Origin of the sequence: Microcoleus sp. N9_A2, from assembly GCF_036701775.1 — a bacterium.
GTDB lineage: Bacteria > Cyanobacteriota > Cyanobacteriia > Cyanobacteriales > Microcoleaceae > Microcoleus.
On sequence record NZ_JAUBRH010000093.1, the window covers coordinates 1 to 16,562 of the forward strand.

Genomic DNA, 16,562 nt, shown 5'->3' on the forward strand with positions numbered 1-16,562 from the left:
TGTCAGACTAGCAACGGTTAGCAGATCCCGATGAAGCGTCAAGAATCACCGCGTCTTCAGACCGGTGAGTATTTCAACGACCGAATCCTTGTGTTCCAGCCGTCCATCCAGGACGTAGCTGACGGTTTCAAAGCCACGATGGGGATGATCCGGTGCGCCCTTTGCTTGACCGGACTTCAGATTCACGGGACCCAATTCATTGAGGAGGAGAAAGGGGTCAAACTCGGAAAAGCTACTCTTGGGAAAGGGACGACGCACCAAGAAGCCTGCTCCTTCAAGCGTTTCTACACTATTAATGATTCCAGCAACGGTTCGGAGTGTTTGAGTTTGAGTTGTCATACAGTTGCCTCCAATCAGACAGCTTATAAGACTTATCCTATATATGATTAGTCATATAATAGCATAGAAGGATATAAATTCTATAGGTAGGGCTTGTCCTCCCTATTCGTTCGGTAAACCGCCTATGTCTCTTGCCCATGTGATTCTGGGTCTGCTCCAACAACAGGAGCGGACAGGCTACGACCTCAAAACCAAGTGTTTTGACGATTGCATTTCCCATCTGTGGCAAGCAGATCAGGCACAAATTTATCGGACTTTAGACAAACTGGAGTCACAGGGGTGGATTACCTGTACTGTTGAGATTCAGCACGATCGCCCTAATCGCAAGGTTTACCGGATTACCGAAGCAGGTGAAGCAGAGTTGACCCACTGGCTTCAGACGCATCATCCGTTGCCCGTGTTGCGAGAGCCGTTGCTGGTGCAACTCTATTTTGCGGCTCAGTTGCCTAACGAGGCGATCGTGTATCTGCTAGAGCAGGAACTGGAAGCACGGCAAGAAAAGCTAGCCCAGTGTGAGGAAATCGAGGCTCTATCTTTGAGTAATCCGACTGCATCGCGTGAACAAGAACTGCATCGACTGGTTTTGGACTTAGTGAAGCAACGGGAACAGACTTATTTAGATTGGTTGGAAAAGGCGATACGTGCTATGCACACGCTGCGCGACCGCAACAATTCGTAGCCAATCAACGTAAATTCCTTCTTCTAAGTTAGAATCCGAACTCGATCGAAAGTACACCCTACAAACTGACAATGCCGATTAGCCTGCTTGTTGGGGCGTTACGGACACTCTTATCGGAAATGCGAGGCGAGGAACTGATAACCAACTCCTCGCCTTCACTTTTTTTATTTTGCGCGTGCGCGTTGCAATTAGGTGCTTTTACACATGTGCCATTTGCCGATCGAGCTTGGTCTCTCGTCCATCTTGTTGCACAGATTGAGCTTTGTCATAGCTCTCCATCAGGGCGCGGTAAATTGGCATGAGGTCAACCATGACAGTGGCAAACTCCATTGCGTCCGGACGGTTCCACGTGTTCATGAGTTCGCCGATGACTGCGTAAGTGTCGATGGGCATGGCTCCCGCCTGGACGACGCGGGCCAGCGTGAGGTCGGTTGCCATCTGGCTCCAGTTGCCGGAAGCGTCAATGATCGTGAAGACCTTGTAACCAGCGGCCAGTGCGCTCAGCGTCGGAAACGCCATGCAGACGCTGGTGAGAGTTCCGGCGATGAGGAGAGTTTTTCGCCCGGTCTTCTTGATCGCGTCTACCCAAGCCGGGTTGTCCCAGGCGTTAATCTGACCTGTGCGCGGAATGTAAACCGCGTCAGGATTGTACTGGTGGATTTCGGGAATCAGGGGACCATTGGGACCATCGGGCACCGAAGCAGTCGTGAAGGTCGGAATCTTGGCGAGTCGGGAACTCTTGGCGAGCGCCGTGACATTGGAGCGGAGGACTGGGAGTTCGATGTCACGCACAAGTTGGAAGAGTCCGCTCTGATGATCGATCAGCAGCAGCACGGCGTCGTTGGGATCGATCATTGTGTCAATGGTGTTGCTCATGGGTTTGTCTCCTTTTTCATTCAAATTCAGTCAATGTCATTTTTTCCTAGCTATCTGGGGCGTGTCCAGTTCTAGTACTCAGCTTCTTTCGGAATAAGTTCAATATAGGAGATCGCCTTCAAGCCGTCGTCTATAGCGAGTTAAAATTTTTACAGTACAAATTGATAGAGCAACCATGTGATCGCAGAGTAGAAGGCTGGCTCTAACTTAAGTTAGAATCCAAATTCAATCGAACGTACATCTTACAAACTGACAATGCCACGCTTAACAGCAACAATTACAGCTTGGGTGCGATCGCTCACATCTAACTTATTCAAAATCCGATTAACATGGGATTTAACAGTACCTCCACCAATACTCAAAGCAGTCGCAATATCCGCATTACTCATTCCCTGCGCCAGTGAGCGGAGTACTTCTAGTTCTCTTTCACTCAGTTCTGGATTGCTGAGACGCTGTGCCAACTTTGCTCCCACATCGGGCGGAATATACTGCTGCCCCCGATGAACGGTGCGAATGGCATTCAAAAGCTCGTCAGGTTCAGTTTCTTTCAGCAGGTATCCTTTTGCGCCTGCCTGCAATCCCCGATAAATATCTTCGTCACTATCATACGTGGTCAGTACAATAATCCGAGCAGATTTAACGCTCGCACAAATTGCACCAATGGCGGCAACTCCTTCCACTTCAGGCATTCGCAGATCCATTAGCGTTACATCTGGTTGGTGTTCCCGAAATAAGGCGATCGCCTGTTCCCCATTTTCAGCTTGTGCAATCACCTGCATATCTGGGTCACGGTTAATAATCGTGGCTAATCCTTGCCGAAAAATGGCGTGATCGTCCGCAATCAGAACCCGAATGGTCGTAGCTTGGCTCATTGTAATGCTCACTCAAAGGTTGACGGTGACAATAATTTCTGTTCCTTGTCCAGGTTGACTCCTAATCGTGAGTTGTGCGCCGATGCGCTCAGCCCGTTCGCTCATGCCGAGTAAGCCAAAACCCTCAGAGGCTGAAATACTGCCAACTCCAAAGCCCTGTCCATTGTCTCTCACGCGCAAGCAAAACTGATCGCGATCGTAGACTAGCTCCACTCGAATTTCGTCAGCATTGGCGTATCTAATCGCATTAGTTAATGCTTCCTGCCCAATCCGTAGTAAGTTATTCTCGACTTCAGTGGGTAGAGAATACACTGCACCCTCAATCTCATAATATAGAGTGACATCCATTGCGGCAGTTCTGATTTGAGCGATGAGACGATGGAGAGCGCTCTGTAAACTGCCCTCCTCCAAAAGCTGAGGACGGAGCGCCACGACCGATCGCCGCGCTTCAGTCAGTCCAGTTCGCGCCAATTCTTTAATCAGGTCGAGGTGTGCCTGAGCTGCTTCTAAATCATCCGTTAGCACCTGGTTTGCAGCACCTACCTGAGCCAGAATACCTGTAAACGACTGAGCGAGTGTGTCGTGAATTTCGCGTGCCATGCGGTTGCGCTCTTCCAGAATCGAGGCTTCTTCTGCTTGCTTCAGCGCCGTAATATCTCGCGCTAGCCAAATCACCTGATCGTGGTCGATTGGTGCAATGCGAGCCGAAAACCAGGCTTCTCGTCCATTTAGAAACGCACTGTACTCGACTGTGAGGGTTTGTTGGGTTCTCAGCACCTGCTGAATATAACTTAGAAATTCATCGGCTTGTTCCTTTCCGAGTTGATGCATGGTTTTACCAATCATCTCCTCAATGGGTTGCCATAGCAGATTTGGCTCCTGTACGATGATTTCAAGGAATCGCCCTTCCGCAGTCAGTACAAACAGCGGATCGGGAATGGCTGAAAAGAGCGCCCGCAGTTCTGCTTCAGAGGCTTGCAATGCTGCTTCTGCTTGCTTGCGATCGTTGATATCCGTAACAACTCCCAACGCTCGGATGGGTTCACCGGATTCATTCCAGGTAACAATTTTGCCGACAGAACGAATCCATTTCCACTGACCATCCTGGGTATGAAGGCGATACTCTACTTGAAAGTTGGGGATTTCTCCAGTAATACAAGCACGGTAGGTTGCGACAACTGATTCTCTGTCATCAGGATGCAAACGAGCAATCCATTCAGGAATGGTTTCGTGGAATGTTGCTGGATCGTAGCCCAGCATTAAAGCGTATTCCGGGTTAACAATTCTTTCTTCAGTCTTTAAATCGAAATCGTAGAGTCCTTGATTTGAAGCGGTTAATGCTAAGCGTAGTCGTTCTTCACTCGTTTGTAGAGCGGCTTCTGCTTGCTTGCGATCGCTAATATCCGCAATCACCCCTTCAATGTAGTCATCGTCTGCATTCAGATAAGCAGAGAAAAGTCCCCAAAACACTGTCCCATCTCGTTTTCGCCCCTGTGCTTCATAGCTTCGCACTTCCCGCTCCCGCTTCAGCACCTCAAGGAATTGTTGGCGATCGCTGGGATTTACATAGTAGTCTGTGGCGTGTTCAAGCCCAATCATCTCCTCTGATGAATCAAAGCCAAGCAGATTGGCATAGCGTTGATTGGCATCGAGAAGTAATCCATCCGAGAGGCGGGTGCGGAAGATGCCAACCTGTGAGTTTTCAAAAATATTGCGGAACTTAGCTTCACTGCGTTGTAATGCCTCTTCTGCTTGTCTGCGCTGGGTGGTGTCATTGCCCACCGATAAGATTTCAACGACATCTCCCTGGTCATTGAAGATGGCTTGATTCGACCAGGCAATCCAAACCCGTCTACCGTCTCGACAAAGGTTTTCATTCTCGGTTTGCAAGTAAGCTTGAGGCAAGGAAGCTTCAAGATTGTGAAACAGATTGTGAACAAACTGCTTGAGATCACGTCCAGATATTTCGGTTTCTGGAACGATTGTTTCCAGTAGGGTACGCCCTAAAATCTGATCTTCCTCATAACCAAAAAAGCTCAGTCCATAGTCATTCATGTATCGAATTCGTCCTTGCCTATCCGTGCGAAGGATGATTGAATTCGCAGTTTGAATCAGGTTGCGGTAATTGGCCTCACTTTGTCGTAACGCAGCAGTTCGTTCTGCGACCTGTTGCTCTAAAGTGCAGTTGTAGTCGGCTAGGAGTTTCTCGGCTTGTTTGCGCTCTGTAATGTCCTGAAAGGTAGCGATCGCATAAGTGATATTGCCCTGTCGATCAAAAACTGGTGTTCCCCGTGCCTCAATTAGAATTGTGACACGATCTCGACGAATTTCTATATCTTCAGTCCTAATGCGTTCGCCCCTTAATGCCCGCACAATAGGCAAGCTCTCCGCTGGATAGATTTGATCCGTTCCCGCTACATAAAGCTGATAAGCCTCTGATATCTGCTCCGGTGCTATGGAAGTATCAGTTTCTTTGCCCCTGAGTTGATTGCCGCATTGGTTGGTATAGTAAGGGCGACCCGCCGCATCCACGATCGCAATTCCCACCGGAATCGCTTCAAGGAACTGGGTGATCTTGCTTTCTTTAGCCTGCAGTTCTGAGTAAAGGTTGGCATTTTCGATGGCGATCGCTGCTTGAGTCGATAATAGCTGCAAGACCTGCGATCGCTCTGGTGTAAATACTCTAGCTGCTAACCGATTTTCTAAATACAATACACCGACCAGCTTGGCTTGATTCAGCAGCGGCAAACAGAAAATAGATTGAGGCTGGTTCTGTTGAATATATGGCTCATTAATAAAAGCACCTTCACGAGTCGCATCATTTAAGATGACAGGCTTCAGAGTCCGAATCACATATTGAATGATTGATTCTGGCAATTGATCGGCAATTGGAATAGACTGTAACACCTGAGTCGCACAAGCATTCTCATCGGTATTGAGTTCACAAGCTGCTTCAATCGACCATTCTCCTGAGTTTTCTAAAATCAGATATCCGGTTTGTGCGCCAGCATTCTCAATTAAAGTTTGCATCAGCGATCGCAGCAATTGCTTCAGTTCAATTTCACGAGAAATCGCCTGTGAAGCTTTCATCACTGCTGCTAAATCGAAAGCAGTATGGAAGGGATTAGAGATAGTTCCAGCAGTACCAGGAATTGATGTGGAAGCAGCTCTAGACGACTGAGGAAAGAACTGTGGATAGCGTTTTTCTAAGTCTTTAACTTTAGCAGTTGCGCCCCAGCGATAGTAACAATAGTGCGCCTCTTTCATATAGGTTTGAGCAATTTTTGACCGACCTCGCGCCAGATAATGTTTAGCCGCTAATTCATACGCGAGTGCTTCTTCCTGGATATACTCATTTTCAGCAGCACCTGCGATCGCCCGTTCATAAAACTCTTCAGCCTCAAGAAATTGCCCTAAGACTCGTGCTTTCTCTGCCTCGACTAGATAAAATTCATGTAGATAATTCATTGGGGCGTGTTCTGCCCATTTCTGCATTTTTTCTTGGTTGGTGTTAACACAGTTTAGCCAAGCTACTTTTTCAGAGATTGAAGCATCGAGCAACAGGCTCAAAAGCGCCAGCGAATGATAGAAACAGAATACAGGTAAAACTCCTATTGCCCTCGCTTCTTCAAAATGTTTCCTTGCCAAAATGGCAGTCTGTACAGCTTGATGATATTCTTCAAATAGATAAAACAGTATGACTTTGTACAGATATAGCATTTGAATTGCAGTTCCATCTTTAACTGCAATAGCGTGTGATAACGCCTCCTCTTCATTAAACACCCGACCAACTAAGCGACTGGGATTCTCAGACCTATCTAACAAATTAAGAATGGTCTGCCACACCATTGCAATCCAAGTTGAGGGGCTTTCCCGTCTGATTCGATCAACCGCTTTGCTGTATGTTACCGTTTTCTGTTCCAGTTGGGTGAGTTCCTCACCGACAAAAAACGAGTGGTAGCACACCTCATATGCAGCATAACCAGCAGATTCAAAGTCTCCGGTTTCCACTCCTTCCTGATAAACCTCAACCAGCAGTGGTATCGTCTCCTTAAGATGTACTTTCCATTGCATAATCTGGTCACTAAATACGTGTAATGCTTTAGCCTTGCCTTTTTTGGTATTCAATCGTTCTGCCAAGGTAAGAGCCAATTGACCAAATTTATAGCCGAGTTCAATATCTTGAACAACTCCACATAGAACCAACCCGTAGCAGGCATAATACAGTGATGACCAGATAGCATTCCCGTAGTTGATTGATAAATTTACCGTTTTGAACGTAATCAGTATCCACAGTGCTGGTGATACTATGAATGCAGCAGACCCTATATTCGCTAGGATTGACATTGCTGCTAGCGGTTCTGGTGCAGTCATCTCTGGTAAATTAATCAAGTCTTCAATTTCTCGTTCAGCAAGTAGTGCCGCCGTTGACTCCAATCCGCCTCGAACATCTAACTCACTTGGATTTTCTGGTAAAATCAATCCCAGGAGCTTCAACACTTCCAAGCCAATTTTTAGTGCTTCTTTCAGGTTGCCCTGTGACAAATATCTTTGAATGCTGCTATCGTAAACTTGCACTTTGTCAACCACTGTTTTGGCACGAGCGAGTACCACTTCTACCAACTGTTCCATCTCATCAAAGCAACCCTGGAGATACGCCGCTTCTGCTGCTTCTGAGTACAGCGCTAAGGTGAGATCATACTCACTCTGCCAACTCTCTGCATTGAGGAGTTTAAGCCCTGTAGTGAAATACTTAAAAGCTGCTTCATAAGCCGTTGCTGCCTTTGCTTTCTGACCTGCCATTAAATTCAATCTGGCAATTTCAGTTCGTTCTGATCGAGCAGTGACTAGCTCAAGTCCTTGATTGAGATGATCGATGATTTCAAACAACCGATCGGATCGTTGCTCTGGTGAAGTTTTTTCGAGCAAATTGCGACCGATTTGGAGATGAACAACCTGTTTCTGCGATTCATCAATCAAAGCATAAGCCGCTTGCTGAACGCGATCGTGCAGAAACTTATACTCTTGAACTAACAAATCTTCGTCCAATTCAGACAGAGGTTGAATTAATCCCGCTTGTATTGCTTCTAATAAATCCTGGAAAATTACTTTCGGTGATTTTTCGCAAACGATCGCCAATGTCTCTAAATCAAATTCAGCCCCGACACAAGCGGCTATGCAGAGAATTTGTTGTGTTGCTTCCGGCAATTTATGCAACTGATGCAGCAGCAACTCCACCACATTATCCGTGATATTTTGAGCTTCAATCTCTGCCAGGTTCCACTGCCAGCTCAACTGTTGTGCATCGAAAGTCAACAGATTTTCGCCATACAGCATTTTCAAAAATTCACCGACAAAGAAAGGGTTGCCCTCGGTTTTACGTGACACAGCTTGGGCTAGGGCGCGAACGATATCAGGATTGTGATGTAATGTCTCAGCTATCAGTTGACTCAACGGTTCCAGGGTTAAGGGGGTCAGGATGATTTCCTGAAGTACTGCTCCCTGGTTTCGCATGCTCTCTAGCGTTAAGACCAACGGATGCGTTGGAGTCAGTTCGTTATCTCGGTAGGCTCCGATCAAAAACAGATACTGGATTTGCTCATCAAGTAAGATGAGTTCGATTAACTTCAAAGTCGCAGAATCGATCCACTGTAGATCGTCTAAGAAAATGACTAGGGGATGCTCTTTTGCACAAAACGCCCGCACAAATCTTTGAAACGTGAGATTGAAGCGATTCTGTGCCTCAGTTGCTCCAACTTCGGGTATAGGCGACTGCTTGCCAATGATTAACTCCACTTCGGGGATGACATCAATGATGATTTGTCCGTTGCTGCCCAGAGCAGTGAGCAGGCGCGATCGCCACACTTCCACCTGCTCATCCGGTTCGCTCAAGAGTTGCTGCACTAACTTTTGCAGGGCATTCACAATGGCGCTGTAGGGAATGTTGCGCCCAAATTGGTCAAATTTGCCAGAGATAAAATAGCCTTGGTTTGCTGTAACCGGTTTATGGAGTTCCTGCACCAATGCCGTTTTGCCGATGCCAGCATAACCAGAGACCAGCATCATTTCACGATGCAGTAGTAGGGTAATGTCTTCTTCTGCTCCCCCACTTCCCCATTCCCCTATTCCCTCATTCCCTGCCACTCTGTCGAACGCCGCCAATAATGCTGCAATCTTCGCTTCTCGCCCATATAGTTTTTGAGGAATGTGGAACTGCTCGGAAACATCTTGCAGCCCCAATGGCATAGGTTCAATTAAACCCACTTCTGCCAGTTGCTGGGCACAGCGTTCTAAATCTGCTTTGATGCCCCAGGCACTTTGATAGCGATCCTCCGCATTCTTTGCCATCAGTTTCAAAATAAGATCTGAAACAGGTTGGGGAATCGTTGCGTTCAATTCATGCGGGGGAATCGGCGGTGTAGCAATGTGGCAGTGGACTAGTTCCAGGAGATATTGAGTGGGAAACGGCAATTGTCCCGTCAACAGTTTGTAGAAGGTTGCACCCAGTGAATAAAAATCGGTGCGATAGTCGAGCATCCGGTTCATTCGCCCGGTTTGCTCTGGCGACAGGTATGCGGGGGTTCCTTCTAGAAGATGGAGGCTTTTGAATATGGGATTGGTGCGACTGAAGCGAGTGGCAATGCCAAAATCAATGATTTTGACAACGCCAGTCCTCGGATTAAAGACAATGTTGCCAGGATTAATATCTTTATGGATGACATTCGCAGCATGAATTTTGCCTAGAGTATCAGTAATGGCGATCGCCATATTCAAAAAAACCGACAGCGGTATGGGACAGAAGTCTAATTTTTGACGCATCCAAAATTCTAAAGACTCTCCACCAAAGTCTTCCAAAAGAATAACTAGCGTGCGCTGGTAGTCTTGCTGGCTGTATGCCTTGACTACGCCTTCAATGTTGAGAAAGCGAGTAATTTCATATTCCTGCCGATAGCGAGTTAAATCCTGAGGAGAGGGATAATCCTGCTTGAGAACTTTGGCAATCACTGCACAGTTATCTTGCTCTCTGATACCCCGATACACCAAAGAAGCTAAGCTCTCATAGATTTTGCTGTGGATAGTAATTCCAGGCAGGGTAATCATTGAATGCTCTCCCGATGAAGGACTGTCATCCGTTTCCCAAAGTATATCGCTTGCCAAACTCCAGAATATAAAGCTCCTTGTGTAGATATTCATATCTTGACTTGTAATTGCTCAACTCAGTAGCCAATCAGACTGGTGTGAGGCAAGGGCATGGGAAATAGCCTGGAAGGCAGAGATACTCCATCAGGGGACTGGGGCTTCAGATTCAATATCTCCTACAGGCTGCCTCGGAATCGAGAGCCGTACTGCTGAGGCGTTGAGGCAGCCAGGGTCTGTCGTCGTCGGTTCACGGCAATAGCTCGTAGTGACAGCCGCTTCATCCGGGGGCAAACAGGTTGTCGCCCGCATCAAAGGTGTGGGACATCGCTACCGGATTTTGCATTCAGACATTGATGGTCGATCGGTTGTATGAATGTACTTTCGATCAAATTCGGATTCTAACTTAAGTTAGAGCCAGCCTTCTACTCCGCGATGGCATGGTTAATCTATCAATTTGCACTGTAAAAAATTTAACTTGCTATAGGCGACAACTTGAAAGCGACCACCTATATTGAATTTGTGCAAACAGTCATGCAAATGGATCGAGCAAGTAAATTGCACGGTTCCATGCTTGAAGGCATGAATATTCAAGGTGCAACTGGATTAACGCACGCTCAAGCAGCGACGTTGAAAGCATTAGGAGCGATCGCACAGTGAAGCGAATGCCCTTTGGGCACGCGACGCGAACGCCTTAGCTCTGTGGTTAACTCGCGGATCTTAACAACAACCCCTCCAGCGGACGGCAAACCTGTCCAGGTCAGCAATTCCTCCATCTTCATGGGTCGATAGTAAAATCCCATTGCCACCAGAAGATTAGCGAGGGAAATCCTCTCTAAACACAGTCTTCGTCCCTGCTATGACAAACAGCAGGTTAGGGACAGAAACTCTCTTATCCCTGATTCCATCCTGCAATTCCTCATTCACCAATCGCTCAAATAGGAGAATTACCTAATGTCTACATTCAAGTACAATCGTCTAGACAAGAATAATGCTGCGGTTTTACTGGTGGATCACCAAACTGGACTGTTCTCGCTTGTGCGTGATATTGGTGCTGCCGACTTCAAAAATAATGTGCTAGCGCTAGCAAGTATAGCCAAGTTTTTCAACCTGCCTACTGTTTTGACCACTAGCTTTGAGGACGGTCCCAATGGAGTCATCCTGCCGGAACTGAAGGAGAAGTTTCCTGATGCTCCCTTCATTCCGCGCCCCGGACAGATCAACGCTTGGGACAATGAGGAATTTGTTAAAGCCGTAGAAGCAACTGGTAAGAAGCAATTGATTATTGCCGGAATTGTCACGGATGTCTGTGTCACTTTTTGCGCGCTTTCAGCATTGGAGGCAGGGTATGACGTTTTTGTTGTCACCGATGCCTCTGGCACCTTCGATGAAGCCTGTCGCGATGCAGCTTGGGATCGGATGTCTCGTGCTGGCGCTCAGTTGGTCAATTGGTTTAGCGTTGTGGGTGAATTGCACCGTGATTGGCGTAACGATATTGAAGGGCTAGGTAATCTCCTTGCAGAGTTTATTCCTGACTACAAAAACCTAATGACGAGCTATGCAGCAACATCAAATGCTGGCTCTGCCAATCGTGAACGCCTCATGACTCGTGTGTAACTGAGTGGATGTTGTCATTGCTCAGTGATCCAGTTCATTTGCAGCATTGCAGCAGCACTGGATGATTTCGTGGAGGCTAGGAACGAGCTCTGGGAATCGCTCCTAGCCAAGGTGACTGCTGCCGAAAATTGCCCAGAAATCCCGTGTTTTGAGGAGATTGATTCTCAATGAAACTTCTCTTTCAGTCGATTCTCTCATCGTGTCTGCTCTTTGGAGGCTCTCTGATTCACCCATCCCTGGTTGAGTCTGCCATTGCCCAGGATACCTTGCAAGGTCAAGTCACCTCTGTGAATCAACTGGCTGATGTGCAACCGACCGAGATTCACCCATCCCTGGTTGAGTCTGCCATTGCCCAGGATACCTTGCAAGGTCAAGTCCCCTCTGTGAATCTACTGGCTGATGTGCAACCGACCGATTGGGCATTTGCAGCATTACAAGCCTTAGTAGATCGCTACGACTGTATGGTTGGTTATCCAAATCAACTATTTCAGGGCAATCGAGCCATTACTCGTTATGAGTTTGCTGCTGGGCTAAATGCTTGTCTAGATCGGCTAGATCAGCTACTAGCCAGTGCAACAGTAGATCTGGCGGAAAGAGAAAATCTACAAACACTACAAAGACTTCAAGCGGAATTTGCATCAGAACTCTCAACATTGCGTAGACAGGTAGATTCCTTAGAAACCCGCACAACTCGATTAGAGTCTCAGCAATTCTCCCCTACAACAAAATTGACTGGAGAGGTCGTTTTTGCTGTGAGCGTTGCATTTGGCAGTGATAGAGCTGTACCACCAGGAGAAACACCTGGTTCTAGGGGTGAGATTGGTGACACTATCATTTTTAGCGGTCGTGCGCGGTTGATCTTGGAGACCAGTTTTACGGGGCAAGATTTACTGAGAATTCGATTTCAGGCTGGTAATATTCCAAACTTTAGAGCAGCCACAGGAACCAATATGGCTCGCCTAAGTTTTGATGGTAATACAGACAATCAGTTCATTCTCAATCAACTTTATTATCAATTTCCCATCGGGTCAGATACTAGGGTGACTGCGATCGCCCAGGGCACTTTGTTTGATGTGGTTGATACGATTAACCCTCTATTGGGAAGTGATGGCAGAGGTTCGATTTCCGCATTTGGGGTGCGTAGCCCTATCTATCGTGAAGAAACAGGTGGGACAGGTGTTGGTATCAACCATAACTTTAACTCAGCCATCAATTTGACACTGGTTTATCTTGCTAGTAACGCCAACAACCCGACTGCGGGATCTGGATTATTTGATGGTTCTTACTCTGCCTTAGCACAACTGACACTCAAACCCACAGAATCCTTAAGTTTGGGCTTAACCTATGCTCGTTCTTTGAATTCAATTGATATTGGTACCAGTAGTGCCATTACCAATGATCCCTTTAATGGAAACAGTACCAGCATTGTTGGGGATAGCTATAGTCTTACGGCTTCCTGGCTTGTTAACCCTGCTTTCAGATTGGGAGGATGGATAGGATATCTCCGGGCATCGGCGCAAGACCTCTCCAATGCTCCTACTGCTGAGATTTTTTACTACGCAGTTAATTTTGGATTTCCAGATTTGGGTAAGGAAGGAAACTTATTAGGCTTTGTTTTTGGACAACCGCCTAGAGTGATCAGCAATCAGTTTGGAGTAAGCGATCGTAGCACCTCATTGCACTTTGAAACTTTCTACCGGTTTCAAATGAACGACCATCTCTCAATCACTCCTGGTGTAATCGTCATTACCAACCCTGAACACAACAGCAATAATGACACGATTTTTGTTGGCATTATTCGGACGACGTTTCAGTTTTAGAGTCTATACAGGCACGGTAAGAGCTGTTTTTCTGTTTTAACCATCCAATTTCCCGGACTGTTAAATTCTATGTTGGAAGAACCATTGGCGAGCAATACCAGTCAAGAAAACTATCTAGTCACCGCCGTGATTTCTCATATCGTGAGACCAGGACGTGAACAAGGTTATGAGGAATGGTTGCACGGAATTGCGACGGCTGCTCACCAATTTAAGGGACACTTAGGAGTCAGCGTGATCCGACCCTGTGACCACACTCATCCTGAATATGTGGCAATTCTCAGATTTGATCATTACGACAACCTCAAAACCTGGCTGGAATCCAGTGTGCGGCAGGAATGGCTGGAGCGGTTGCAGCCCTTGATTGAAAAGCCTGAAACCATTCAAACTCTAACGGGTCTGGAAACCTGGTTTACGCTTCCTAACAAACCCATGAAGGCTCCACCCCCGCGCTACAAAATGGCGATCATGACATGGCTGGGAGTGTTTTTTACGATATCTATTCTCAACCGTTTGCTAGTACCGCTCCTGGTTGGGCTTCCGGTATTGCTCAGAACCTTGTTGGTTACAGGTCTAACGGTTGCCCTGCTGACCTACGTGATTATGCCGCGCCTCACTCAACTCTTTCGCAAATGGCTGTATCCCATTTGATCAAGTACATATCTTGTACATTCACAGGAATCTTCCATGTGTTGTCAACACCTGAACGAACTGACGCTAGAGACTATGATTTCAAAAGCCAATTACCCGGTATTCCGCTGTGAGGAATGCCTGCGAGTTGGCGATCGCTGGGTTCACTTGAGAATTTGTCAAACCTGCGGCAAAATGCTGTGCTGCGACTCGTCTAAAAATCAACACGCTCGCCGCCATTACGAAGAAAGTGGACATGCGGTGATTAGTTCAGCCGAATTGGGAGAACAATGGCTGTGGTGTTTTACCGACGAACAACAGAAGAACTATTGAGCGCGCGCCCCTTTTCTACTCGCGAGGAAACCATGATGTCAAATCAGCCTGCCCTAACAGATATTTGGCCGAGTTTACCCCTGGACGCATGGCAAGAGACCTATGCCACCTTGCACATGTGGACTCAAATCATCGGCAAAATCCGATTTGCCCAAACTCCGTGGATTAATCATTCCTGGCATATTCCCCTCTATCTAACCGTTCGGGGACTGACCACTTCCACGATTCCCTATGGCAGCCGCATCTTTCAAATCGACTTTGATTTCATTGATCATGAGTTGCTGATTCAAACCAGTGAAGGGGCAAGACGGGCGATCGCCCTCTACCCTCGCTCTGTTGCTGATTTTTATCAGACTGTGATGGAAACTCTGAGAGCATTGGATATTCACATCACGATCAACACCAAACCGAATGAAGTTCCAGATCCGATTCGATTTGAGCAGGATGAAACCCATGCTGCTTATGATGCAGACTATGCCAATCGATGCTGGCGAGTGCTGCTACAGTCTGATCGCGTCTTTCGAGAATTTCGCTCCCATTTTTCCGGCAAGGTTAGTCCGGTTCATTTTTTCTGGGGGAGTTTTGATTTAGCAGTGACTCGCTTTTCTGGGCGATCGGCTCCTGAGCATCCGGGAGGGGTGCCAAATTTACCGGATGCAGTGGCGCAGGAAGCCTATTCCCAGGAAGTCAGTAGTGCCGGATTTTGGCCCGGAGCCGGATTATCATACCCAGCGTTTTATTCCTATGCGTACCCAGAACCCGATGGGTTTAAGCAGGCTGAGGTTCGTCCTGATGCTGCATTTTACAATAAAGAGTTGGGTGAATTTATTTTGCCCTATGATGCTGTCCGTGAGGCAGAATCACCGGATCAGATGTTGTTAGAGTTCTTGCAAAGCACCTACGAAGCTGCAGCCAGGTTAGGCAACTGGAATCAAAAGGAACTTCAGCAGTTGACGTTTAAGTCGCAACTGCATTCCTAAATTGGCGTTTAACTGGCAGATATTAAGCGGTGAAATGTAGGACAGTTTCGCAGGCTGGTTTATTGGACGCTTAACCCTTGAGCGTGAAGGACAATTCCGATGAACCTACTGGCAATTACTCCAATTTTGGGAACCCGTCAGGGCATTCTGGCGCGATCGCTCCCCTGAGAATGCAGATAAACTCAAATTTCTCCTCACCCTGGAAGGAACTCGTTGGCAATACACCAATGGTGTTCAAAATCTGGTAGCCATCAGCCTCGACACCTTCCTCAATACTGGACATTTCGCCCTGGAAGAGTGTGGAGATGCGATCGCCACACTTCCATCTGTTCGTCTGGTTCTCCCAAGAGTTGCTGCACCAATTTTTGCAGTGCATCGATGATCGCGCTCTAGGGGATATTGCGCCGGAATTGGTCAAATTTACCCCAGATGAAACCCACATTCCGCACCCCAACTTTCACATGGGGTGCGGGCGGGCAGTAAATTCCGTGGGATGGTCTAGCGCGAACCGCTCGATACAGTATAAATACTTAAAAATCGACCTGCCAGACAAAAGAACTTGTTTATTTGGCTTTGTATTAAACAAAATCATCAGCTAGTTGCGTGTCGCAACTAGAGGTGAATCAGGAGAACAAAAATACTATTGAAGTTGCCAGCAACTTGACGAAAGCACCTACAGATAAATAGAGCAATCGTAAGGATTCAGGTCAAAAAAAACTTCAGTGGCGGCATCTGGTAAAATAGACCTCCTGCGAAAGTCTGATAGAATTGTAAAACAGATAGAAATTCAACTAATCAAAAATGAGTTACGAAAAAGTGAAGAATTTAGAGCATACAGAGTTCAAACGTTTGTGTGGAGTCACTCTAGGAACCTTTGAGCAAATGGTAAAAGTAGTGGCGGCCGAGAAAGTCCTAGCAAAAAAGAGCGGCCGACCGAGTAAACTAAGTATTGAAGATCAAGTATTAATGACCAAGCGAGTACTGGCGAGAGTATCGCACTTATTTTCATATAGGGGTAAGCTGGGAATTGGATCAAACAAATGTATTGAGAAATATCAGGAAAGTTGAAAATATATTAATTAAGTCAGGATTATTTAATGTGGGCGGCAAGAACAAACTAAAAGAGCTAGACTCATCAGCAGAATTAGTAGTTGTGGACGTGACAGAACATGAAATAGAAAGACCAAAAAAAACCGAAAAGATACTAGACCTCTTGCAAAAAAGATATATGTTATAATTAGAGGTTTTAAATTTAATCCCCTACAGCTAACTCATAATTGTA

The 16,562-nt window shown here is 46.7% G+C and carries 13 protein-coding genes; 8 read left to right on the forward strand and 5 right to left on the reverse strand.

Annotated elements, in window-relative coordinates:
- Positions 1-45: 45 nt before the first annotated feature.
- Positions 46-339, reverse strand: coding sequence for a pirin family protein (locus tag QUA44_RS28665; RefSeq protein WP_333256741.1), 294 nt, complete (start codon positions 337-339; stop codon positions 46-48).
- A gap of 124 nt (positions 340-463) precedes the next feature.
- Here QUA44_RS28665 and QUA44_RS28670 point away from each other — a divergent pair, with 124 nt between their 5' ends.
- Positions 464-1,018, forward strand: a complete 555-nt coding sequence (locus QUA44_RS28670) for a PadR family transcriptional regulator (protein WP_333256738.1) — start codon at positions 464-466, stop codon at positions 1,016-1,018.
- Between the two features lie 198 nt (positions 1,019-1,216).
- On the opposite strand, the gene QUA44_RS28675 is transcribed toward QUA44_RS28670, so the two are convergent.
- From QUA44_RS28675 to QUA44_RS28685, 3 genes are all read right to left on the reverse strand, one after another.
- Entirely contained in the window at positions 1,217-1,894 is a 678-nt protein-coding gene (locus tag QUA44_RS28675) for an isochorismatase family protein (RefSeq protein WP_333256735.1), read from the reverse strand.
- A gap of 242 nt (positions 1,895-2,136) precedes the next feature.
- The gene (locus tag QUA44_RS28680) at positions 2,137-2,766 is read right to left on the reverse strand and encodes a response regulator transcription factor (protein ID WP_333256732.1); all 630 of its coding nucleotides are present in this window, start codon (positions 2,764-2,766) and stop codon (positions 2,137-2,139) included.
- 12 nt (positions 2,767-2,778) lie between these two features.
- On the reverse strand, positions 2,779-9,960 hold the full coding sequence (locus tag QUA44_RS28685; protein ID WP_333256729.1) for a PAS domain S-box protein: 7,182 nt from the start codon (positions 9,958-9,960) through the stop codon (positions 2,779-2,781).
- A 438-nt stretch (positions 9,961-10,398) separates the two neighbouring features.
- Between QUA44_RS28685 and QUA44_RS28690 the strand changes: the two genes are divergently transcribed.
- From QUA44_RS28690 to QUA44_RS28715, 6 genes are all read left to right on the forward strand, one after another.
- On the forward strand, positions 10,399-10,563 hold the full coding sequence (locus tag QUA44_RS28690) for a hypothetical protein (RefSeq protein ID WP_333310056.1): 165 nt from the start codon (positions 10,399-10,401) through the stop codon (positions 10,561-10,563).
- Positions 10,564-10,857: 294 nt separating this feature from the next.
- Positions 10,858-11,520 carry an isochorismate family cysteine hydrolase YcaC gene (gene ycaC, locus QUA44_RS28695; protein WP_333161567.1) on the forward strand — a complete coding sequence of 221 codons (663 nt, stop codon included), beginning with the start codon at positions 10,858-10,860 and terminating at the stop codon, positions 11,518-11,520.
- Positions 11,521-11,807: 287 nt separating this feature from the next.
- The gene (locus tag QUA44_RS28700; protein ID WP_333256723.1) at positions 11,808-13,340 is read left to right on the forward strand and encodes an iron uptake porin; all 1,533 of its coding nucleotides are present in this window, start codon (positions 11,808-11,810) and stop codon (positions 13,338-13,340) included.
- 69 nt (positions 13,341-13,409) lie between these two features.
- The gene (locus tag QUA44_RS28705) at positions 13,410-13,988 is read left to right on the forward strand and encodes an antibiotic biosynthesis monooxygenase (RefSeq protein WP_333256720.1); all 579 of its coding nucleotides are present in this window, start codon (positions 13,410-13,412) and stop codon (positions 13,986-13,988) included.
- A 75-nt stretch (positions 13,989-14,063) separates the two neighbouring features.
- Positions 14,064-14,300, forward strand: a complete 237-nt coding sequence (locus QUA44_RS28710; RefSeq protein ID WP_333310059.1) for a UBP-type zinc finger domain-containing protein — start codon at positions 14,064-14,066, stop codon at positions 14,298-14,300.
- A 32-nt stretch (positions 14,301-14,332) separates the two neighbouring features.
- Positions 14,333-15,280 carry a DUF5996 family protein gene (locus QUA44_RS28715; RefSeq protein WP_333256716.1) on the forward strand — a complete coding sequence of 316 codons (948 nt, stop codon included), beginning with the start codon at positions 14,333-14,335 and terminating at the stop codon, positions 15,278-15,280.
- A gap of 115 nt (positions 15,281-15,395) precedes the next feature.
- On the opposite strand, the gene QUA44_RS28720 is transcribed toward QUA44_RS28715, so the two are convergent.
- A complete protein-coding gene (locus QUA44_RS28720; protein ID WP_333256714.1) occupies positions 15,396-15,656 on the reverse strand; it encodes a hypothetical protein in 261 nt (86 codons plus the stop codon).
- A 651-nt stretch (positions 15,657-16,307) separates the two neighbouring features.
- Between QUA44_RS28720 and QUA44_RS30825 the strand changes: the two genes are divergently transcribed.
- Entirely contained in the window at positions 16,308-16,517 is a 210-nt protein-coding gene (locus QUA44_RS30825; protein WP_445243710.1) for a hypothetical protein, read from the forward strand.
- Positions 16,518-16,562 lie beyond the last annotated feature (45 nt).

Coding starts and splice junctions, on each gene's coding strand:
- QUA44_RS28685 (WP_333256729.1), bottom strand. CDS start 9,960: ATGAATATCTACACAAGGAGCTTTATATTCTGGAGTTTGGCAAGCGAT.
- QUA44_RS28680 (WP_333256732.1), bottom strand. CDS start 2,766: ATGAGCCAAGCTACGACCATTCGGGTTCTGATTGCGGACGATCACGCC.
- QUA44_RS28720 (WP_333256714.1), bottom strand. CDS start 15,656: ATGCACTGCAAAAATTGGTGCAGCAACTCTTGGGAGAACCAGACGAAC.
- QUA44_RS28715 (WP_333256716.1), top strand. CDS start 14,333: ATGATGTCAAATCAGCCTGCCCTAACAGATATTTGGCCGAGTTTACCC.
- ycaC (WP_333161567.1), top strand. CDS start 10,858: ATGTCTACATTCAAGTACAATCGTCTAGACAAGAATAATGCTGCGGTT.
- QUA44_RS28665 (WP_333256741.1), bottom strand. CDS start 339: ATGACAACTCAAACTCAAACACTCCGAACCGTTGCTGGAATCATTAAT.
- QUA44_RS28710 (WP_333310059.1), top strand. CDS start 14,064: ATGATTTCAAAAGCCAATTACCCGGTATTCCGCTGTGAGGAATGCCTG.
- QUA44_RS28675 (WP_333256735.1), bottom strand. CDS start 1,894: ATGAGCAACACCATTGACACAATGATCGATCCCAACGACGCCGTGCTG.
- QUA44_RS28670 (WP_333256738.1), top strand. CDS start 464: ATGTCTCTTGCCCATGTGATTCTGGGTCTGCTCCAACAACAGGAGCGG.
- QUA44_RS28705 (WP_333256720.1), top strand. CDS start 13,410: ATGTTGGAAGAACCATTGGCGAGCAATACCAGTCAAGAAAACTATCTA.